Consider the following 22,197-nt stretch of genomic DNA (forward strand, 5'->3'; position numbering starts at 1 on the left):
TGTCGCCCAGACGATGGCGCTCCGATCTGTTCGATGACGATTATGACGATACGCACCGGCACCTCGTCGTGGACCGATCCGACCCTCATTGCGTGCGGCCGGTTCTACCCTCCGGGCGTCGCTACGCCCGAGGCGCGCTTGCGTCATTACGCTTCGAAGTTCGATCTGGTGGAAGTCGACAGCAGCTATTACCGTTTGCCCGACGCCGCCACGGCATGGCGATGGGCACAACGCACACCGGCGTCGTTTCGCTTTCACATCAAGGCATTTCGCGCGTTCACGGGTCATACGACACCGCTGGCCGCATTCCCCACCGACATTGCCAACGCACTTGCCGCAAACGCCGGGCCAGCGGCATCCGCAGGGAATGCCATCTCACTGACCGACATCCCTGCCGAGTTGCGAGACGAACTCTGGCGACGCTATCTCGAAGCGGTCGAGCCGCTGCGACAGAGCGGTCAGCTAAGCGCGATCCACTTTCAGTTCTCGCCACGCGTGCGCAACGACAAGGCCGGCAGGACACTGGTATTCGAGACGGCAAGACGACTGGAGGGCGAGCGGCACGCTATCGAATTTCGCCACCGCAGTTGGTTCGACACGCCCTCGCGCGAAGCCGCCACGTTGGCGATGCTGCGAGAGACCGGCGCGGCGCACACTATCGTCGACAGTCCCGGCGGGTTCGACAACACGGTGCCAGCCGTCTGGGCAACAACGCGCGACGACCTCTGTGTCGTGCGCCTGCATGGCCGTAACGCCGACGCGTGGAACCGGCGAGGCATCGTCGCCTCGTCCGGACGCTTCGTCTACGAATACAGCGCGAGCGAGCTGATCGACATCTCGGCTCGCGTGCAACGCATTGCCGCGCTAGCCGACGATACGCACGTCCTTTTCAATACAAATCACGAAGATCAGGGCATGAAAAACGCGTCGGCCTTTCAGCGCGCGCTGGTAAAGATGGCGCACGGCGAGCGCTAGGGAAACTACGTGTCCTCGCCGGCGCGGCGACCGCTCCCCTGCGACTTGCGCCACGCAGGCAGATCGGCGAGCCGCGCGCCTTCAGGTACTGCGCCGTGCTTGCCGTGTCCGACACGTTGCGCGCGATAGATCCCCGTATGGCCCGAGCACAGATAGGCCAGCACACAGGCGATCGCCGCGTAGCCGCCGATTTGCGGGCCGAAGATCTCGATGGCCATCAATGTCGACGCGATGGGCGTGTTGGCCGCACCGGCAAATACAGCGACAAAGCCAATGCCGGCGAGTACGGCGGCGGGCAACGTCAACACATGCGAGAGTGCGTTGCCCAGCGTCGCCCCCATGTAGAACAGCGGCGTCACCTCGCCGCCCTTGAATCCCGAGCCGAGCGTGAGAACGGTAAAGAGCGCCTTGCCGAGGAAGTCGTACCAGGGCAGCGTGGCGTGAAACGCGTCCACGAGGGTCGGAATACCCAGGCCGAGATACTGCGGCGTGCCCAACACCGTAGCGGCGGCGGCAACCGCCACGCCGCCCGCGAAGGGGCGTAGCGGCGCGTAGGCGACGCGCCGTTTCATGAACGCGGACGTCGCGTGCGTCGCCTGCGCAAACGCCATGCCGGTCAATCCGCAGAGTACCCCGGCGACAGCGGCACTGAACGCTCCGGAGATCGACATCGAGGTGGCAAACAGACCGGGCGCAATCACGTACGCGGTGTGATGCACGCCCCAGGCGCGCGTCACGGCGTCGCCCACGAGCGCCGCGACCAGGCACGGCAGCAGGGCGTCATGGCGCAGGCGTCCGATGGCGAGCACTTCCAGCCCGAACACGGCGCCCGCGAGCGGTGTGCCGAACACCGATGCAAAGCCCGCAGCAATGCCGGACATCAGCAGCACACGACGCTGTTCGCCGGACAAGCGAAAGAGCGGTGTCAGTTGATCGGCCAGCGCGCCGCCCATTTGCACGGCGGTGCCCTCCCGCCCGGCAGACCCGCCGAACAGATGCGTGACGACCGTGCCGAAAAGCACGAGCGGCGCCATGCGCAACGGCACGACGCGCTTAGGATCGTGAATCTCGTCGATCAGCAGGTTATTACCAGCCTCGACATGCCAGCCGAAGCGCAGATAAAGCCAGCCGACCGCGAAGCCGGCTACGGGCAGCAGCCACAGCAGCCACGGGTGCATGAGCCGTGTGTTCGTGGCCAGATCCAGGGCCACCAGAAACAGCGCCGAGGCGCTGCCGGCCATCACGCCGACGAGCGCCGCCAGCGCACTGACATGGGCGGCACGCGGCAAGACGCCGAACAGGTCCCGCAACGGGGAATCGTGGAACATCTTCATGGTGTCAAGCATCGGGACGAGCAACGTCGTCGATAAATTGCCTGAACCTGCCGGAAGAAGAACGGGAATCGGAATACGAAGGGAACGCGTGAACCGCTCGAATGCATCGCCCGCAACCTCCCGGCACGCCAGGATCTTGCAGGCATCATCAGCCCCGGGGAGGGGCGGTTTGCGAAACGAACGCCGGAGGTATGCCATCTCCGTGAAGCAGCCGCCATGCTATCAGGAAGCCCACGCACTCACAATGCGCGACATGCCGAACGCCCGAATGCCAACCGGGTCGACACGTCGCCGGACTTCGAGCCCTGCCCGTTACCCGACGAAAACGGCGGGGGCGATGCCTGACATCGCAACCCGCCGTCGTTGGCTTCGTGGTGACGAAACGTCTACTTTCTGGCGCTCTTCACCGCTTGCTCGATGCGCGCACCGACGTCCTTATCGATCTGCTTCCAGTAATCGAAAGCCCGCTCCAGCACCGGGCTACGCACCCCGGCCAGCAGCGCGCCCGACACGGTCTCGACCAGACGTGCACGCGCCGCGTCGTCGAACACGTTGCGCACCAGATGACCCGGTTGCGAGAAGTCGTCGTCGTCCTTGTGCAGCGTGTAGGCACTGCGCACCATGTCGCCGTCCGACGCCCAGCCATCTTCCGCGGGGCCGGTCTGATCGGCGTACGGACGCCCCCCGCTGTTCGGCACGTAGGTCGGCGCATTGCCGCTATGCTCAAACGTCATATGACCGTCGAACATATACGACTGTACCGGTACTTTCGGGCGGTTGACGGGCAATTGATGGAAGTTCGTGCCGATGCGATTGCGTTGCGCATCGTTGTAAGCGAAGGCGCGCCCGAGCAGCATCTTGTCGGGCGACAGACCGATGCCCGGCACCGTATTACCCGGCGAAAACGCGGCCTGCTCGATCTGCGCGAAGAAGTTCTCCGGATTGCGGTTGAGCGTCATCTTGCCCACCTTGATCAGCGGATAGTCCTTGTGCGACCACGTTTTCGTCAGATCGAACGGATTGAAGCGGTACTGCTTCGCGTCGGCGTACGGCATGACCTGCACCGACAGAATCCAGCTCGGATACTCGCCACGGGCGATGGCATCGAACAGATCGCGTCGATGGAAGTCGGCGTCCTGACCGGACATCGTCGCCGCCTCGGCGTTGGTGAAGAACGCCATGCCCTGCTCGGTATGGAAGTGGTACTTCACCCAGAATTTCTCGCCACTGGCGTTAATCCACATGTAGGTGTGCGAACCATAGCCGTTCATGTGACGCCAGGTCCGCGGCAGACCCCGATCACCCATCAGATACGTGACCTGATGCGCAGACTCCGGGTTGTTCGTCCAGAAATCCCATTGCATATGGTTATCGCGCAGGCCCGAGTCCGGCAGACGCTTCTGGCTGCGGATGAAGTGCGGAAACTTCATCGGGTCGCGCACGAAGAAAATCGGTGTGTTGTTACCCACGAGATCGTAGTTACCTTCGTCGGTATAAAACTTGAGCGAGAAGCCGCGCACGTCGCGCCACGTGTCTGGGCTGCCGGCTTCGCCCGCAACCGTCGAGAAACGGGCGAGCATTTCCACCTTGGCGCCCTTCCTGAACAGCGAGGCCTTGGTGTAACGGCTGACATCTTCCGTGGTTTCGAATACGCCAAAAGCACCTGCGCCTTTGGCGTGAGGCTGACGCTCGGGCACCTTCTCCCGATTGAAGTGCGCCATTTGCTCGATGAAGTGAACGTCGTGAAGCAGCAGCGGGCCGTCCGCTCCGACCGATAGTGTGTTCCGGTCGCTTGCCGCCGGCGCACCGGCACCGGTCGTCGATCCGGTGTCCGGACGATCTTTCTCTTTGCTCATACTTACCTCCGAGATGAAGGTGGGTGGGGAGAGGGAGAGAGTTGGAGTCAGCGATATCGCAAGTCGTTCAAAGCATAATACAAGACGCCCAAAAGCACTCGCCGGCATTCGGTGCATTGAATATTCATCAACGTGAGACCGCTTGCGCGAACGGCGGCAAAAGAAAACGTCCGCGAATGCGGACGTCAGTATCGGTATCGATATCAGTACGGCGCCGGTGTCACCCTACCCAACCCTAACGGGCCGGCACCGACGCATGCGGCGAATGTAAGCTCAGGCGGCCAACGCCCGGCATTGACAGACAACGCGCTCGAAGCACGCAATCGCGAAGTCGATCGAGGCCTCGTCGGTAAAACGTCCGAGGCTCACTCGGACCGTGCGGCTTGCCGCTTCGCTATCGAGTCCGATGGCGCTCAGCACATACGACGGCTGACCCGATGCCGAGTTGCAAGCCGACGTCGACGAGACCGCCAGATTGCCGTTGAGCATGAACGTGAAGAACCCCGCGTGCCGCACCGTCAGGCTCAACGTGTGCGGAATGCGCGGTGCATCGGCGGCGTTGTGCACCACACCGTCGAGCGCCAGCACGCCATCGAGCAGGCGCCGGCTTAGCCGGGCAATACGCGCGTTATCCGTCGTCATGGCCTGCATGGCCAACTCGCATGCCGTTCCCATACCGACGATCTGATGCGTTGCCAACGTGCCGGAGCGCAAGCCTCGCTCATGACCACCGCCGTGAATTTGCGGGGCGATGCGCGGCATGACGTCCTTGCTCACGTACAACGCGCCGATTCCCTTGGGCCCATAGACCTTGTGCGCCGACATCGACAGCAGATCGATGCCCATCGCCTTCACGTCGATCGGCGTCTTGCCCAGCGCCTGTGCCGCGTCGACATGCAGCAGCGCGCCGGCGGCGTGCACCACCTTCGAGATGGCCGCAACGTCGGTCAGCGTGCCCAGTTCGTTGTTGACTAGCATGAGCGATACCAGCCCCGTGTCGGGACGCAACGCTGCCGCCACCGCTTCGGCCGTGATTTCGCCACTGGCTGAGGGCGTGACATAGGTCACCGGTACGCCGCGCTTTTCCAGATACGCCATCGTGTCGAGAATCGCCTTGTGTTCGAGCACACTCGTGATCATGTGGGGGCGCGACTGCCCCAGTTCTGCATAGCCCTTGAGCGCCAGATTGTTCGATTCGGTGGCGCCTGAAGTCCAGACGATCTCCGCCGCATCGGCACCGACGAGTGCGGCGACCTGTGCGCGCGAGCGCTCCACGAGACGGCGCGCACTCACGCCTGCCGCATGCGAGCTCGACGCCGGATTCCCGAACACACCCTCCACGCCGAGACAGTCGGACATTGCTGCGATCACCGCCGCGTCCGCAGGCGTGGTGGCGGCATAGTCGAAGTAATGGAGGGATTCTTTCTCGCGCATGATCGGCCTCGGATAAATAAGTGCATCGATCCTACGCGGCGAAAGCGAGAAAAGGCTTGCAGAATCACCCGCCAACAAACAGCTTCGTGGAAAATTCATCCCAAAAAACACAATATTCTGGAAATTTTATCCAATCCACGTCATTCGTCCTCACTCGCCGGGAATCGCACGGTGACGTCGAGTCCACCGCCCGGCGCGTCGTCAAGCGCGACTTCCGCGCGGTGCATGCGGGCAATCTCCTTGACGATGGCCAGTCCCAACCCGGAGCCGTCTGCGGACTGCGGGGTCGCACCATGGTGTTCCCGGCGATAGAAGCGCTCGAACACCGCCTCGCGTTCGTGCACAGGAATACCGGGACCGTTATCGACGACCTGAAGCACTGCCGCGTCGGCCTCTCGCCGCGTGCGTACCGTGATGACGGTGCCGTCGCCGGCCCTTGCCGCATACCGAATGGCGTTGTCGATGAGATTGCCGCACAGCTCGCTCAGCAACTCACGTTGCGCCAGTACCGGCACCGGGCCGTCGTGCTCGAATCCCAGATCGATATGGCGCGAGCGCGCTACCGGCGACCAGTCGAGGGCCACGCTGCGCGCAACCTCGTCGAGCCGCAATGGCACCATTGCCACAGGCGGCCCGCCTTCCGCTTCGAGACGCGATAACGACAGCAACTGGCGCACGCTCTTCGCTGCCTGCTTGACCGCGTGATTGAGCCGCTCGACGCGCGTTCGCGCCGGTTCGCTGAGCGACTCGCGCAGGGTGAGTTCCGACTCGGCCTGAATAATGGCGAGCGGCGTTTTCAGTTGATGCGCCGCGTCGGCAAAGAAGCGTTGCCGCGACGCCTGCATTCGCCCGACACGTCCGACATATTGGTTGATGGACTCAACGAGCGGCTTGACCTCCGTTGGCAGATCGACGTTATCGAGCGGGGTCGTGTCGTCTTCGCTGCGCGCGGCGACCTTGGCGGACAACCGATTGAGCGGCCGCAGCCCGCGCGTAACACCGAGCCAGACGATGGCAAGCGCCAGCACGACCAGCAACACTTCCTGTTGCAACGCGCCGGTCAGAATCTGTCGCGCCAACTCATGACGCGACTCCGTTGTCTCGCCAACGACAATCCACACCGCACGCGTCTGTGCGTTCGGCACGTCATGCACCGGTAGTTGCAGCGCGCCCATGCGCAGCGCTTCGCCGCGATACACGGCGTCGTAAAACGCCGTGTGATACGGCTCCGGCGCCAGCCGGCCCGGAGGCATGGGCAAGTCGTGATAGCCGGTCACGGCACGCCCGCCGTCCTCCCGAATCACGTAATAGATCTTGCCCCCACGATCGGACTCGAACATCTCGAGCGCAAGGTACGGCAGATTGACCTGCACCTCGCCGTCGATCAGTTGCGTGCCTTCACGAATCGATTTGATCGAGAATTCCAGCGACCGGTCGAACGCCGAATTGGCCGCACTCATGGCGCGCTGATAAGTCAGCCACGTATCGAGCGCGAGCAGGCCGAGCAACGGAAACAGCAGCCAGAGCGCCAGTTGACGGCGAAGATTCGGTTGCGGCATGGGCAGCAAAAATGGAGAGATCGGCGGGCTTAAACGGCCGGCGGCGCGTCGGACTTTTCTTCAAGCAGATAGCCCAGCCCGCGCAACGTGACGATGGCCACGCGGCTGCCTTCGAGCTTCTTCCTCAAGCGGTGGACGTAGATCTCAATGGCGTCCGGATTGACCGATTCCTCGATGCCGAAGAGCTTCTCCGAGAGGGCTTCCTTATTGATCGCGCGCCCGCCGCGCAGGATCAGGATTTCGAGCACGGCGCGCTCGCGCTTGGTGAGTGCAAGGAGTTCGCCGTCGAGACGGAAACTGCGCTCTACACCGTCAAACACCAGCGGCCCGCAGGCCACATCGGCACTCTCGTGATGCTGGGCGCGACGAATCAGGGCGCGGGCACGGGCCTCCAGTTCGTCGAGTTCGAACGGCTTCGACAGATAATCGTCGGCCCCGAGATTGAGGCCCTTCACGCGATCTTCGAGCGAACCGTGGGCCGTGAGAATCAGCACGGGCACGCGGTTACGGCGCGCGCGCAAGCGGCGCAGGATTTCGAGGCCGTCGAGACGCGGCAACCCGAGATCGAGAATCACGAGCGAGTACTCCTGCGTGCGCAACACATGATCGGCAGCCTCACCGTCATGCATGCAATCGACGGCGAAGTTTGCCTGCGTCAACGCTTCAGAGAGCGATTTGGCCAGACTCGGATTGTCTTCGACAAGCAGGATGCGCATAACAACTAGGGAAATCCATGACCCGAAAAAGGGGGTTCGGATCGGATTCGACACGAAATCGAAAGCGATTTGAAAGTTCCGGCAACTTAACATGCGCCACGCGAAAACGACAAACCCCATTCAAGGGGTCTTCCGGAGGATGACATGAAGCAACAGAAAACGCTCGGCGCGATGGCCGCGGCCGCAGCGCTCTTCGCGGCTGCTATGCCTGCGGCTCACGCACAGGTGACGGCCGGCTATCCGGCAAACTATCAGGCCACCATCGACGCCGCCAAAAAGGAAGGCAAGCTCATCGTGTACTCGGTGACCGACACGGCGCTGGTGCGTCCGCTCATCAAGGACTTCGAGTCGCTGTACGGCGTGAAAGTCGAGTACAACGACATGAACAGCACCGAGCTGTACAACCGCTATATCAGCGAGAACGCCGCCAACAGCACCAGCGCCGACGTGCTCTGGAGTTCCGCCATGGACCTTCAGGTCAAGCTGGTGAACGACGGCATGATGGCGAGCTACGAATCGCCCGAAAGCGCGCACATTCCGCAATGGGCGCAGTACCAGAAGCAAGCCTACGGCACGACTTACGAGCCGCTCGCGATCGTCTACAACAAGCGTCTGCTGCCGGCAAACGAAGTGCCGCAAACGCGCATGGAACTGATCAAGCTGCTGCAAGCGAACCCGGCCAAGTTCAAGGGCAAGGTCACGACCTACGACATCGAAAAGTCGGGCGTGGGCTTCAACTACCTCACGCAGGACGCGCGCGTGAACCCGGAAGTGACGTGGGAACTCGTGGGCGCCATGGGCGCGCTCAACCCGAAGCTGCAATCGAGCACGGGCGCGATGATGGAGCGCATTTCGTCGGGCGAGAACCTGATCGGCTACAACATTCTCGGCTCGTACGCCTTCGCCAAGGCAAAGAAAGATCCGTCCATCGGCTACGTCTATCCGCGTGATTACACCCAGGTAGTGAGCCGTCTGGTCACGATCTCGAAGAAGGCGAAGAACGCAAACGCCGCCAAGCTGTGGGTGGATTACCTGCTCTCGAAGCGCGGTCAGACGTTGCTCGCCAATCAGGCCAATCTTTTCTCGATCCGTGCCGACGTGGACGGCGAAACGTCGATGGCAAGCCTCACGCAGCAACTCGGCTCGGCGCTCAAGCCAATTCCGATCGGTGCGGGTTTGCTGGTCTATCTCGATCAGGCCAAGCGTCTTGAATTCCTTAAGCGCTGGCAACAGTCGATCAAGCGTTGAGCGGCACGCTGCAAGCTGCGCTTGTTTGCTGACGTAATGCCACGGGGCGCTCTCGCCCCGCGGTCATCGCCTGACCCGTAGCCCCCTTAAGTCCGGCGGCCGCACGCGCGGCCCGCCTCTCCCCAAGCCTTTCTCGATATGCACCCTGCCGGGTGCAGGGAGACCCTCATGCTGTCGTCTTCTACCGCCAACCGCTCTGCGGTGCCTGCCGGGCACGCCCTTGCCGGTGCTGCGCCTCACGTTGCGGCGCCCTGGCGCGCGCTTGCGGCCACCTCGCGCTGGCTGGTCATCGCCGTACTCACGATTGCCGTGCTGCTGCCGCTGTCGTTCATCGTCTTGCAGAGCCTGCTCTCGGCACCGTTCTTCGATGCCAGCCGCACGTTCGGTATCGACGGCTACCGCTTCATCTTCTCCGATCCCGACTTCTGGTCGGCGGTGAAGAACTCTTTCATTATCGCGTTCGGGATGCTGTTCATCTCGATCCCGCTCGGCGGCATTCTCGCCTTCCTGATGGTACGCACCGACCTGCCGGGCCGCCGCTGGCTCGAACCGTTGCTGCTCACGCCGGTGTTCGTCTCGCCGATGGTGCTTGCTTTCGGATACGTGGTCGCCGCCGGCCCGGTGGGCTTCTATTCCGTGTGGTTCCGCGAACTCACCGGGCTCGATGCCCCGTGGTCCATCTACTCGATCTTCGCCATCACGGTGATCGTCGGCCTCACGCATGTGCCTCACGTCTATCTGTACTCGTCGGCGGCCCTGCGCAACCTCGGCTCCGACGTGGAAGAAGCCGCGCGCGTCGCGGGTGCGCGCCCGTTCCGTGTGGCGCTCGACGTCAGTCTGCCGATGACCATGCCCGCCCTGCTCTTCGCGGGCGTGCTCGTGTTCTTCCTTGGCTTCGAAGTCTTCGGCCTGCCGCTGGTGCTGGGCGACCCCGAAGGCCACCTCGTGCTGGCAACGTACCTCTACAAACTCACCAACAAGCTCGGTGTGCCGTCATATCACCTGATGGCCGCTGTCGCCATGTGCATCGTAGCGATCACGTTCCCGCTCGTGCTGCTGCAACGTCACTTGCTCAAGCGCGCGAACAAGTACGTCACGGTGAAGGGCAAGGCGGGGCGCCAGACGGTGCTGCCGCTCGGCGTGTGGCGCTGGGTCGCGCTGGCGATCGTTGCTGCCTGGCTGCTCGTGACGGTGCTCGTGCCGATTTCGGGCATTGTGCTGCGCTCGTTCGTCACGCATTGGGGCGAGGGCGTGGCGCTGAGCGAAGTCCTCACGCTGGCCAACTTCACCGAACTCTTCGAGCAAGACAACCTCGTGCGCGCCATTCTCAACACGCTCGGCATTGGCGTGATCGGTGGCGCAATGGCCGTCGGCTTCTACTCGCTCGTGGCGTTCGCCGGTCATCGCCGCAACGACTGGGCCGCGAAGTTGCTCGATTACCTCGTGCTGCTGCCGCGTGCCGTGCCGGGGCTGCTCGCCGGTCTGGCGTTTCTGTGGATCTTCCTGTTCGTGCCGGGTCTGCGCGAACTGAAGAACTCGATGTGGAGCATCTGGGTGGCCTACACGGTGGTGTGGCTCGCCTATGGCATGCGTCTCATCCAGAGCGCACTGCTGCAAGTCGGTCCCGAACTGGAGGAAGCCGGACGCAGCGTCGGCGCCACGCGCAGCCGCGTGAGCCTCGACGTCACCCTGCCGCTCGTGCGCTTCGGTTTACTCGCCGCCTGGCTGCTCATTTTCATGATCTTCGAGCGCGAGTACTCGACCGCCGTGTATCTGCTCTCGCCGGGCACGGAAGTCATCGGTTCGCTGCTCGTGTCGCTGTGGGCGACCGGTGCGGTCGATCAGGTCGCGGCGCTCTCTGTCATCAACATCGCGATGGTCGGCGCCGGTCTGGGCGTGGCGTTGCGCTTCGGAGTCAAATTGCATGGATAAGCTCATCGTCGACAACCTCTTCCTGAGCTACGGCACCAACCCGATCCTCAAGGGCGTGTCGTTCGAACTCAACGCCGGTGAAGTCGTGTGCCTGCTGGGCGCATCGGGCAGCGGCAAGACCACGCTCCTGCGCGCGGTCGCCGGGCTGGAACAGCCGTCGGAAGGTCGCATCGCGCTGGACGATCAGGTCTTCTTCGACGGAGACAAAGGCATCGACTGCCCCGTCGAGCAGCGCTCGCTCGGTCTGGTGTTTCAGTCATACGCGCTTTGGCCGCACCGCACGGTGGCGGACAACGTGGGCTACGGCCTGAAGCTGCGCAAGGTCGGCGCGGCCGAGCGTCGCGAGCGCGTGCAAAAAGCGCTCGACCAGCTCGGCCTGGGTCATCTTGCCGAGCGTTATCCGTTTCAGCTCTCCGGCGGTCAGCAGCAGCGCGTTGCGATTGCACGCGCGCTGGTCTACAACCCGCCCGTCATTCTGCTCGACGAGCCGCTCTCGAACCTCGACGCCAAGCTGCGCGAAGAAGCGCGTGCGTGGCTGCGCGAACTGATCGTCTCGCTGGGACTCTCCGCCCTGTGTGTCACGCACGACCAGACCGAGGCGATGGCCATGTCCGATCGCATTCTGCTGCTGCGCAACGGACGCATTGAACAGGAAGGCTCGCCCGCCGAACTTTACGGCTCGCCGCGTTCGCTCTACACCGCGGAGTTCATGGGCAGCAACAACCGTATCGATGCGACGGTCAGCGCCGTCGACGGCGATCTCGTCACGCTCGCGGGCGAAGGTTTTGCCCTGCAAGCGCGCGCACGCGACGCCCTCTCACCGGGTCAGGACGCACAGGCCGTCATTCGTCTGGAGCGCGTGCAGGTGGCCGATGGTCCGGGACATAACCGCGTGAACGCGCAACTCGTCACGTCGATGTATCTCGGCGATCGCTGGGAATACCTGTTCCACTGCGGCTCGCTGCGCTTCCGCGCGTTCGGGCATGTGCCGCGCGAGCCGGGCCATCACTGGGTGGAGTTTCCGACGAACGACTGCTGGGCATTCGCGCAATCGAACGCGTAAGCCCGGCCACGCCTTTCATGCGACGCGCGGGCGCTCTCCCGCGCACACCACGAGAAACAAAAAAGAGGAGACGACAATGAAACGAAGCAGTATCGGTCTGGCCGCCTTGAGCGCCATCGGCACATTCGGTGCTTTCGCGCTGACCGGACAGGCCCACGCGCAATCGAACGTGACGATTTACGGGATCGTCGATGCGGGGGTGGAGTACGTGAATCATGCCAGTCCAAACGGCGGCGCCGCGCGCGCCATTTCCGGCGGCAAAAACACCTCGCGCTTCGGCTTCAGGGGCACGGAAGATCTCGGCGGCGACCTCAAGGCCGTATTCAACCTCGAGAGCGGCATCAACATGGTGAACGGCCAGTTCGACGACGGCCCCGGCGCCATCTTCGACCGTCGCGCCACGGTGGGCCTTGCGCACAAGCAATGGGGGCAGGTCACGCTCGGTCGCACATTCACCACGACGTACGACTACATGCTCCCGTTCGACCCGATGGGCTATGCCCCGAACTACTCGTGGGCCACGAGTTCGACAGCCACCGGTGGCCGCAAGGACGGCCTGTTCTCGCGCTCGGCCAACGCCGTGCGTTACGACGGCGAATTCAGCGGCCTTAAGCTCGGCGCCATGTATGGCTTCGGCAACGTGCCCGGCAGCATGAAGACGGCGTCGAAATACGACTTCGCCATTGGCTACGAAAACGGCCCGCTGGCGGTCGTGGCAACCTACGACCGCCAGAACGGCGCGGGCAGCAGCGTGGCGCCGGCCGACACGACCGATTACATCCAGGGAATTCACGCGGGCGCGAGCTACCGTTTCGGTGGCGCGAAGGTGATGGCAGGCTACCGCAACTACAAGAAGACCTTCGTAACGGCGAGCACCGCGTCGCTGCGCAGCGACATGTATTGGCTCGGCATGTCATACGACTTCACACCGGCCTTCACACTGTATGGCGCGATCTACCATCAGGACATCAAGGATGCGGGCGATGCAGACCCGACGCTCATTTCACTGCGCGCGCAATACGCTATGTCCAAACGCACCGCGCTATACCTGTCGGGGGGCTATGCGTTCGCCAAGCACGGGCAGCTGGTGAGTCTGTCACGCGATCTGACCGGCGCGGCAGATACGCAGGTCGGTGTCACCGCGGGTATCCAGCATCGCTTCTGACGTTTTCCTCAACGACGACCCGGCGGTTGCGGGGGGTGAACCGCCGGTGCCGGGTCGTCGTTTTTTTTCGATCCCCCTCTCCGGGTTCAGGAGAGGGATTCGATATGCGTCGAATGGGCGTATGCCTGACCGAATCGATTGGCAAGAAAATCCGGCAGCGCGATCTGCTCCTGCCGCACGAAGCCTCGCTGCGGCAACTGTCCCGCGAAGAACATGTCTACCGCCGCACAGATGGCCGACGCCGTGGTGATCTGGATGGCGCTGGCGCTGTGGCCGTTGTTGCGCTCCGCAAAGATCTTCCGCGCAAAGACTTCCTGCGTGAGCACCCCGCTGCGCAGACCGCTAACGACCACGAAGATAAGCACTACGTCCTGCAAGGTGCTCGGCACAGCGCGTTTGAGCATTGTCTTGAGCGTGTCCTGATCGTCTTTCAGACGCAATTCGTTGAGCAACACCTTCATTAGCGCGCCGTGCCCCGGGTAGCGCACCGACTTGTAATCGAGATCGCGTACGCGGCCGCTGAGTGTCTCGCACAAGGTTCCCAGCCCGCCCGACGTGTTGAATGCCTCGTACTCGACTCCATCGAGCGAGAAGTGTTCCAGGTCTTCCAGCGGCTGCACGGTCAGTCTGACACCGTCGCGAATTGCCTCGCATGGTTGGCAATACTCGTTGATGAGGCCGTCGACACTCCATGTCAGGTTGTACTTCAACGAGTTCGTGGGGAACGCCGGCAGCGCCCCGACGCGCATTTTCACAGAGTCGACCTGATCGAAAGCCGCCGCGAGATGATGCGCTGCAATGGCGATAAAGCCCGGCGCCAGACCGCATTGGGGCATCAGCGCAGTTGATGCCCCTTCGGCGAGTTGCTGGATAGCGTGGGTTGCCGCCACGTCCTCGGTCAGATCGAAGTAGTGGCATCCGGCCGCCACGGCGGCGGTGGCGGCACTCGTCGCCATGGTGTAGGGAAGCGCGTTGACAACGGCATCGTGGCCCGAAATGGCCTTCTGCAGCGAACCCGTGTCGCTGCTGGTCAACTCGACGAAGTCGTCTGCATGTTCGCGCACGACCTCCGACGCCCGCGCGTTCCGGTCGAACACCGTCACCCGATAGTCGCCGCTGTCGTGCAGCAGGCGTGCAATGGTCTGGCCGATATGTCCTGCGCCAAGCAAAGCGATCTTTTTCATGTTTTCCCCCTGGATCAAGACGTCGAACGAGGTGCACTCGCGTCACGCCCGGCAGGAATCCCGCGGGCGTTCATACGAGGACTACGACATCAATTCTAGGGAGACTGACCGATGAAATGTAGCGTTATTTCGTCGAAAAAACTTACATTTTTGCCGAATCGTCGATTTTTATGACGAATTGTATTTTCCAAGGCATTGACAGCCTTGACAACCTCGAGGGGATGGATCGTCGACGGTTCATTGACGGCCAGTCCGGAGTCGCGCGGCGCATTGCGCGTTGCGCGTTGCTGAGGTAGCGGTTAAACACGCGGCGGGAACTTTGGCGCATTCGTCTTTATAGCGCTCGCATATGTCATCGAAATGAAACTCACGGGATTTTCGACAGAGAATTCCGAAGCGTTGCAGCGCACCGACATCGGTACGGCAATTTCGTTAATACACCTATGGAATTGCGATTTCGTTCGATATAGTTCGCCCCGAACCCACGGGGCGCTATTCCACAGGCGACGGGTTCGCATCAACTCATAAGTTATCGAAAGAGGATTAGACCGATGAAAATGACGCAATTGGCTGCCGCACTGGGTGGCGTTATCGCGGTAGTGGCGGCAGGTGCCGCGCACGCGCAGAGCAACGTTACGCTGTATGGCGTTCTCGATGGCGGCCTGGCCTATGTGAGCAACGTTGGCGGCAGCAAGAACTTCACCACGGCTGACGGTCTGCAGTCGGGTAACCGTTGGGGCCTGAAGGGTTCGGAAGATCTGGGCGGCGGACTGTCGGCTGTCTTCAACCTGGAAAACGGCTTCAACCTCACCAACGGTGCGCTCGGTCAGGGCAGCCGCGAGTTCGGCCGTCAGGCATTCGTCGGTCTGTCGAGCAAGACGCTCGGCAGCGTGACCATCGGCCGTCAATACGACTCCGTGGTCGACTTCGTGAGCGGCCTGACGTCGGCCAAGCAATTCGCCACGAAGCTGGGCGCCCACGTCGGCGATGTGGACAACCTGTACAACTCGTTCCGCATCAACAACTCGGTGAAGTACACGAGCGCCAATTACGGCGGCTTCTCGTTCGGCGGTTTGTATGGCTTCTCGAACCAGGCAAGCAGCGGTACCGGCGGTACGGGCTTCGCCAACAACCGCGCGTTCAGCGTGGGTGCCGGTTACGCCAACGGCCCGATCAAGTTCGGTATCGGCTACCTCGATGTCAGCTCGCCGAACAGCACCAACACCGGCGGCTCGGTGGTCGGCGACTACAGCGGCGACTTCTACTCGACGAAGATTGGCGCGACGACCTTCGGTGTCGACAAGCAACGCGTGTTCGCCACGGGCGGCAGCTACAAGTTCGGCCCGGCAACGGTCGGCCTCGTGTACAGCAACACGCAGCTCAAGTACGTGAGCGGCACGGGCGCACGCGTGTCGAACTATGAAGTCAACGGCACGTACAACCTGTCGCCGTCGCTGCTGCTCGGCCTGTCGTACACGTACACCGATGCCAGCACGCGCAGCACCACGCTCGCTGACCTGAAGCCGAAGTATCATCAGGTCAACGCCGCTGTCGACTACCTGCTCTCGCGTCGCACCGACGTGTATCTGGTGGGCATCTATCAGAAGGCGGCCGGCGATGCTACGGCTGCCTCGATCAGCGGTGCGGGCGGTGCTTCGAGCACGAAGAGCCAGACCGCTGTGATCTCCGGCCTGCGTCACAAGTTCTAAGCCAACGTCTTCGCGAGACGTGTAGTACCTGATTGAGTGCTCCAGATGGAAAGGGAGTCCCGATGGGACTCCCTTTTTTTGTCTCCGCCCGCACAACAGGCAGGGACAATCCCCAAATCCCGCGCTCTCGGGAACATACGCTCGCGCAGAAGACACTAACGCGCACCGCCCGGCACCACATTCAGTGCTGGCCTTACGAAGGAACCCCGGTGCAACTGTCCGAATACTTCCCCGTTCTGCTGTTTCTGGTTGTTGCCCTGCTCATCGGCGGGGGGTTGCTGGTGATCGCGAAGCCGATTCGGCCGCATCGCCCGGACATGGCGAAGAATTCACCCTACGAATGCGGGTTTAATGCGTTCGGCGACGCCCGCAAACAGTTCGACGTGCGCTACTACCGCGTCGCGATCTTCTTCATCGTGTTCGATATCGAACTGGCCTTCACGCTGCCGTGGGCCGTGGCGATACGAGACATAGGCTGGCCCGGCTTTATCGCCATGATGTTCTTCTTGTTCATTCTCGCGCTCGGCTTCGCCTACGAGTGGGGCAAGAAGGCGCTGGACTGGGAGTAGACACCTCACATCGCGCTGCACATCTCCCGCCTTTATCCCCCCAAAAAGCCGGACACCTAACGGATGTCCGGCTTTTTGCCGTGATTCACCTTGCCGCACCGAACCTCGCGTCGGTGCACTGGCCCTACGCTTGAAGCAAGCGGTGCCGGTCGATGTCGAAGCGATGACATTCGCGCTTGATCCAATCGGAGAAGATTGCAGTACGGCGATCATGCGGATCGCGCGAAAGCAGCACGTATCTCGCAGGCGCCTTCACCGGCTTGCCCATCGCAACAAGACGCCCGCTTCGAATGTCGTCGTAGACCAATGCCGTGCGCCCCATGGCGACGCCCTGATGGCTGAGTGCCGCCGCCAGCGCCAGGCTCGACAGATTGAATTGCGGACCATCGATATGGCGGGGTCCGTCAGGACGATTCACCTCCATCCAGGTTCGCCATTCGACGAATTCAGCCGCGCCGACCCACGGCGACGCATCGTGGAGGAACACCACGCCGTCCAGCGAACGGCCGTCGTCAAGGCCCGGATGCGCGGCCAGATACTCGGGCGTGGCGACCGCTACCAGATATTCGTCGAGCAGCACGTCGGCCTGGACTTCCGAATAGGTCGTCGGGTCGTAACGCACCGCGACATCGATGTCTTCCACCCGCATGGACTGCCGGTCCACGCTTTGAAACTCGGCCCGCAGTCGCACGGAAACATCGGGCTCCTGCCGGTGAAAGTCCGTCAGGCGCGGCATCAGCCATTGCAACGCAAATGACGGCAGACAACTCACCTGCAACGGGGCGTTCGACAGCCCGAGCCGCTGCAACGTTGCCTGTATGTCGCCTAAAGCGCGCGTAGTCACTTCGAACAGCGCCTCGCCTTTGTCGGTGAGCTTGAGGCTCCGCGCCTGCCGGACGAACAGCCGATACCCAAGCCGCTCTTCCAGATGTCGAATCTGTTGGCTGACGGCGCTTTGCGTCAGATTCAGCGACCGCGACGCCTGCGTGAAACTCAACAGTCGCGCAGCCGCCTCGAAGCAACGCAGCGCGCCGAGCATGGATGAATCCAGTTGCATACGAATTAGCCCAGCTAATGCACTCATTAGAATCCAGCGCTATTTTTACCCAAAAGCAGACGCTAGCATCGTGCCAAGTATCAGCAAATTGCGAGTGAAATGCCAACTATGTCTGCCCCCACCCAGTTCGACGCCATATTAGCCAAGCTTCAGGCAAGGATGCCAACACTCTGGCTAAACGACAGGCTCGGGCAACCGCTGCCCGCCACGGCCCCTTCGACGGCATCGATATCCGGCGCCGAAGCTCGCATGGCCCGCTGCGCGCCGCTTCTCGTCGAACTCTTCCCCGAACTGAGCGATACCGACGGGCACATCGAGTCGGCGTTGATGCCCGCCGACAACCTCAAAGCCGCGCTATCGTGCGACAGCACCGCTGGCGCCGGGGTCTGGTTCATCAAGCGCGACGATGCGTTGCCCGTGGCAGGTTCGATCAAGGCGCGCGGCGGTTTCCACGAAGTGCTGGCAGTCGCCGAGGAAATTGCGTTGACGCGCGGATTAATCTTGCCGGACGACGACCGCCGCCGCCTCAACACGCCGGAAGTGCGTGCCGTGTTTGCGCAGTACACCGTTGCCGTCGGCAGTACGGGCAACCTTGGCCTAAGCATTGGCGTGATGGCCGCCGCGCTGGGATTCGACGCCGTGGTTCACATGTCCGCCGATGCAAAGGCCTGGAAGAAGGAGCGGCTGCGCAAGCGTGGGGTTCGCGTGGTCGAACACGCTGGCGATTACGCAAAAGCCGTCGCCGGCGGTCGCGCTCAGGCACTCGCGCTGCCACATAGCCACTTCGTCGACGACGAGCGCTCGGACCTGCTCTTCTTCGGCTACGCCGCGAGCGCCCGCTATCTCGCCGCCCAATTGAAAGACGCGGGCAGGCAAGTCGACGCGCAGCACCCGCTGTTCGTCTACCTGCCTTGCGGTGTCGGTGGTGCTCCCGGCGGCATTACCTACGGGTTGAAAGCCTTGTTCGGCGAGCACGTTCATTGCTTCTTCGCAGAGCCGGTCGCGTCCCCCTGCATGCTGGTGCAACTGGCCTCGCACAGCGACACGCCGATCTCCGTCTACGACATCGGCCTCGACAACAAGACCGATGCAGACGGTCTGGCCGTTGGCGAAGCGTCGCATCTGGTGGCGCCGCTCATGGCATCGCAGCTCTCCGGTGTGTTCACCGTATCGGATACCGAACTGTTCCTGAATCTTCGTGCACTGAAGGCAAGCCTCGGGGTGTGGGTCGAACCGTCTGCCGCCGCAGGCATCCCCGGCCCGCGATGGTTGAGCGATTCGGCGCAAGGACGGGCCTACATCGAACGGCACGCGCTCGATATGCGTCAGGCTACGCATGTGATCTGGTCCACCGGCGGCTCGCTGGTGCCGCCCGAAGAACACCGGGCATTTCACGACCATGCAGATGAACTGGCACGACGCGGCGAAGCCGCCTTGCAGATTAGTTGATTCCACGAACGTCCACACCCGCTGCGGGAGTTAGGCACATGAAACAACAGGCAACGATTACCCCGGATATCGGCACAGGCATCGAGCGCACGACCTTCGAAGACGCGACGTATCGCAAAGTCGCCGTCCGGTTCATTCCCTTCCTGATGCTGTGCTACGTGGTCGCGTATCTCGATCGCGTCAACATCGGCATCGCGAAGCTCAACATGCTTGCCGACCTGCAATTCAGCGAAGCGGCATACGGGCTGGGCGCCGGTCTTTTCTTCGTCGGCTATATGCTTTTTGAGGTGCCGAGCAATCTGATCATGCATCGGGTCGGTGCACGCCTGTGGATCGCACGCATCATGATCTCGTGGGGCCTGCTCTCCGGCATCATGGCCTTTGTCAGCGCGCCGTGGCAGTTTTACGTGGTGCGCTTTCTCCTGGGCGTTGCGGAAGCCGGGTTCTATCCGGGCGTCATTCTCTTCCTGACGTACTGGTTTCCCAACCGCCGCCGCGCGAAGATGACAGCGATCTTTCAGGCAGGCATTCCGGTTGCCGGGCTGATCGGCGGCCCACTCTCCGGCTGGATTCTCGACACCTTCCATCAAGTGGGCGGACATGCCGGGTGGCAATGGGTGTTCGTGCTCGAAGCCTTGCCGACGATTCCGCTGGCTATCGGCGTTCTGCTGATCCTGACGGACCGCGTGAAGGACGCCAGATGGCTCACGCAGGCACAGCGCGAGTTGATCGCCCACGACATTGCGCAAGACGATCAGGGACGCCCGCACATGCCCATGTCGCATATCGTGCGCGACCTGCGCATCGGGAAGATCATTCTCATGACGTTCCCCGCGATGATGGCGCTCTACACACTGGGCTTTTACCTGCCCACGCTCATCAAGGATGCCGGCGCGGTGGGTGGCCTTCAGGTCGGCCTGCTCAGCGCGATTCCCTACTGTGTTGCCGCCGTCGCGATGGTCGCGATTGGCCGAAGCTCGGATCGCCGGCGCGAACGCCGCTGGCATCTGGCCGGCATTATGCTGCTTGGCGCTGCCGGTCTCGTCGCCAGCGTGTTCGCCGGACAGAATCTGACGCTCGCGATTATTTCGCTTTCGGTGGCCGCTGCTGGCATCATCAGCTTCTCGCCCATCATGTGGACGTTGCCGACGGCATTCCTCGGCGGCGCCACCGCAGCGGCGTCGATCGGGGCCATCAACAGCCTGGCCAATCTGGGCGGCTTCGTCAGTCCGTACCTGATCGGCTGGATTCGTGACACCTATCACAGCACCGCCCCGGCGATTTTCATCATTGCCGGCTCGCTCGTCATCAGCGCCCTCATCGCGCTGAGCTTCGATCCCAAGACGGTGAATCGATAAGCCGAGACAGGCTGACCCAGGAGACTATGACCTTGACCATGGAACGCACCTCTGCCCGTTTCGCCGTCGCCGGCATCATCCACGAGACCAACACCTACGCGGCCGAATTCTCCGGCATGACGCCGTTGCGTGCGTTCGAGCAATACGGGAACGACGCCATTCCCGTCGCCTTCGAGCAGTCGAACCATCAGGTAGGCGGCTTCATCGAAGGGGCTCGCCGGGCCGGTGTCACGCTCGAATACACGTTTGTGGGACAGGCCACCCCCTCCGGCACGATCGAGGCGAGCGCCTACGCGTTGATGAAGCAGGAAATCCTCGACGGTATCCGCGCAACGCTACCGGTCGACGGCGTATTGCTGGCGCTGCACGGCGCAGGGGTGGCCGACGGCACGGAAGACGTCGAAGGCGATCTTGCCACTGCCGTGAGAGCGCTTGTCGGTCCCGACGTACCCATCGCGGCGGTCTATGACTTGCATGGCAACTTCACGGAGGAGATGCGTAGCGCCTGCGACATTACGCTGCCGTGCAAGCTGTACCCGCATACCGACTTCTTCGACCGCGGCGTGGAGGCCGTCGAGCTGCTGGTGCAAATGCTGAAGGGGCACCTGAAGCCGGTCGTTGCCATGCGACGCCTGCCGATGCTGCCTTACATCGTCACCACGCAAGACGGCTTTACCCCGTCGCTCGTCAATGCGCTTTGCGCACGTCTTGCGAAACGCGAAGGCGTAGTGGATTGCTCATGGTTTCATGGCTTCCCGTATGCCGACATTGCCGCACCCTGCCCCACGGTCGTGTGTACGACGAACGCCGATATGGAAACGGCGCAGGCACTGGCGGACGAAGTCGCCGACTGGATCTGGAATCATCGCGAAGCGTTCCACCCGTCCTTCCCGTCGCCCGCCGAAGGCGTCGCCATGGCGCTCGCTGCCGCAGACGGCCCTATCGTGGTGAATGAGTATGCCGACAACCCGGGGGGCGGCACGCCCGGGGACGGCACGCATCTCCTGCGTGCATTGCTGGCGGCGCGCCCGGCACCGGGCACCGCGTGCTTCGCCTCGATCAACGATGCGGCTGTCGTTGCGCAAGCGCAGGCGGCCGGTGTTGGCGCCACGATTCGCGTGTCGCTGGGCGGCAAGCTGGGCCGCTACCAGGGCGAGCCCATCGAGGCAGACGCCTACGTCAAGTCGATTACCGACGGCAAATTCGTGAACCGGCCGGGCGCCATGTTTGCAGGTGTGCGCTTCGATCTGGGAGCGATGTGCCGGCTTGTCATCGACGGCGTTGATGTCATCGTGGCGTCGCGCGCAGAGCAGATCTACGACATCGAACCGTTCGCGCTTCACGGTCTCGATGTGAGCGAGCACCGGCTCATTGCGTTAAAGGGCGCTAATCACTTCCGTGCCTACTATCAGCATCTGGCGAAGCAGATCATCTCGGTGGACAGTGTGGGGTTGAGCACCGCCGACATTACGTCGTTCGCGCGGGAGCATCTGCAAGGTGAGTATTGGCCTCTCTCGGACAAGGCCCAATTCCAGCGAGACTGATTCGGGCAACGCGTGCGACATTGATCGCATGCCGGCGCCCCAATG

The 22,197-nt window shown here is 62.5% G+C and carries 16 protein-coding genes, 1 pseudogene and 1 riboswitch; of the genes and pseudogenes, 10 read left to right on the forward strand and 7 right to left on the reverse strand.

The features are described from left to right. Positions 1-42: 42 nt before the first annotated feature. A complete protein-coding gene (locus AT395_RS23310) occupies positions 43-975 on the forward strand; it encodes a DUF72 domain-containing protein (RefSeq protein ID WP_042117719.1) in 933 nt (310 codons plus the stop codon). A gap of 5 nt (positions 976-980) precedes the next feature. On the opposite strand, the gene AT395_RS23315 is transcribed toward AT395_RS23310, so the two are convergent. The 5 genes and pseudogenes from AT395_RS23315 to AT395_RS23335 form a co-directional block, all read right to left on the reverse strand. Further along, positions 981-2,303, reverse strand: coding sequence for a voltage-gated chloride channel family protein (locus tag AT395_RS23315; RefSeq protein ID WP_376738397.1), 1,323 nt, complete (start codon positions 2,301-2,303; stop codon positions 981-983). A 138-nt stretch (positions 2,304-2,441) separates the two neighbouring features. Beyond that, positions 2,442-2,520: riboswitch (Fluoride riboswitch) on the reverse strand. Between the two features lie 175 nt (positions 2,521-2,695). After that, a complete protein-coding gene (locus tag AT395_RS23320) occupies positions 2,696-4,165 on the reverse strand; it encodes a catalase (RefSeq protein WP_042114056.1) in 1,470 nt (489 codons plus the stop codon). Positions 4,166-4,441: 276 nt separating this feature from the next. Continuing rightward, a pseudogene (locus AT395_RS23325) lies at positions 4,442-5,599 on the reverse strand (cysteine desulfurase family protein); the annotation flags it as partial. Positions 5,600-5,739: 140 nt separating this feature from the next. Beyond that, positions 5,740-7,158, reverse strand: a complete 1,419-nt coding sequence (locus tag AT395_RS23330) for a sensor histidine kinase (RefSeq protein WP_048628537.1) — start codon at positions 7,156-7,158, stop codon at positions 5,740-5,742. Positions 7,159-7,187: 29 nt separating this feature from the next. Further along, positions 7,188-7,874 carry a response regulator gene (locus tag AT395_RS23335; protein WP_042114053.1) on the reverse strand — a complete coding sequence of 229 codons (687 nt, stop codon included), beginning with the start codon at positions 7,872-7,874 and terminating at the stop codon, positions 7,188-7,190. 171 nt (positions 7,875-8,045) lie between these two features. Between AT395_RS23335 and AT395_RS23340 the strand changes: the two genes are divergently transcribed. The 4 genes from AT395_RS23340 (at position 8,046) to AT395_RS23355 (ending at position 13,282) form a co-directional block, all read left to right on the forward strand. Continuing rightward, entirely contained in the window at positions 8,046-9,122 is a 1,077-nt protein-coding gene (locus tag AT395_RS23340; protein ID WP_048628749.1) for an ABC transporter substrate-binding protein, read from the forward strand. 168 nt (positions 9,123-9,290) lie between these two features. After that, a complete protein-coding gene (locus AT395_RS23345; protein WP_042114051.1) occupies positions 9,291-11,054 on the forward strand; it encodes an ABC transporter permease in 1,764 nt (587 codons plus the stop codon). Further along, positions 11,047-12,117: an ABC transporter ATP-binding protein gene (locus tag AT395_RS23350; protein WP_048628536.1), complete on the forward strand. Its 1,071-nt coding sequence runs from the start codon at positions 11,047-11,049 to the stop codon at positions 12,115-12,117. The genes AT395_RS23345 and AT395_RS23350 overlap by 8 nt, the downstream gene beginning before the upstream one ends. 76 nt (positions 12,118-12,193) lie before the next feature. Beyond that, complete coding sequence (locus AT395_RS23355) at positions 12,194-13,282, forward strand: porin (RefSeq protein WP_048628535.1); 1,089 nt, start codon at positions 12,194-12,196, stop codon at positions 13,280-13,282. Positions 13,283-13,368: 86 nt separating this feature from the next. Here the strand turns inward: AT395_RS23355 and AT395_RS23360 are convergent, their stop codons facing one another. Then, positions 13,369-14,466 (reverse strand): saccharopine dehydrogenase C-terminal domain-containing protein, encoded by a 1,098-nt coding sequence (locus AT395_RS23360; RefSeq protein ID WP_042114048.1) that lies wholly within the window; start codon positions 14,464-14,466, stop codon positions 13,369-13,371. A 551-nt stretch (positions 14,467-15,017) separates the two neighbouring features. Here AT395_RS23360 and AT395_RS23365 point away from each other — a divergent pair. Then, positions 15,018-16,175 carry a porin gene (locus AT395_RS23365; protein ID WP_042114047.1) on the forward strand — a complete coding sequence of 386 codons (1,158 nt, stop codon included), beginning with the start codon at positions 15,018-15,020 and terminating at the stop codon, positions 16,173-16,175. A 209-nt stretch (positions 16,176-16,384) separates the two neighbouring features. Next, positions 16,385-16,744, forward strand: coding sequence for an NADH-quinone oxidoreductase subunit A (ndhC, locus tag AT395_RS23370; protein ID WP_042114046.1), 360 nt, complete (start codon positions 16,385-16,387; stop codon positions 16,742-16,744). A 124-nt stretch (positions 16,745-16,868) separates the two neighbouring features. Here ndhC and AT395_RS23375 read toward each other — a convergent pair whose 3' ends face one another. Then, positions 16,869-17,801: a LysR substrate-binding domain-containing protein gene (locus AT395_RS23375; RefSeq protein ID WP_042114044.1), complete on the reverse strand. Its 933-nt coding sequence runs from the start codon at positions 17,799-17,801 to the stop codon at positions 16,869-16,871. A gap of 99 nt (positions 17,802-17,900) precedes the next feature. On the opposite strand from AT395_RS23375, the gene AT395_RS23380 reads away from it, so the two are divergent. Genes AT395_RS23380 through AT395_RS23390 form a run of 3 tightly spaced genes read left to right on the forward strand, consistent with a single transcriptional unit; the run spans position 17,901 to position 22,152 of the window. Continuing rightward, complete coding sequence (locus AT395_RS23380) at positions 17,901-19,250, forward strand: D-serine ammonia-lyase (RefSeq protein ID WP_048628534.1); 1,350 nt, start codon at positions 17,901-17,903, stop codon at positions 19,248-19,250. 38 nt (positions 19,251-19,288) lie between these two features. Beyond that, complete coding sequence (locus AT395_RS23385; protein WP_042114041.1) at positions 19,289-20,608, forward strand: MFS transporter; 1,320 nt, start codon at positions 19,289-19,291, stop codon at positions 20,606-20,608. 38 nt (positions 20,609-20,646) lie between these two features. Then, positions 20,647-22,152 carry a M81 family metallopeptidase gene (locus AT395_RS23390; protein ID WP_048628748.1) on the forward strand — a complete coding sequence of 502 codons (1,506 nt, stop codon included), beginning with the start codon at positions 20,647-20,649 and terminating at the stop codon, positions 22,150-22,152. The last annotated feature ends 45 nt before the right edge of the window (positions 22,153-22,197 follow it).

It is taken from the genome of Pandoraea apista (assembly GCF_001465595.2).
In the GTDB taxonomy this organism is placed as follows: domain Bacteria; phylum Pseudomonadota; class Gammaproteobacteria; order Burkholderiales; family Burkholderiaceae; genus Pandoraea; species Pandoraea apista.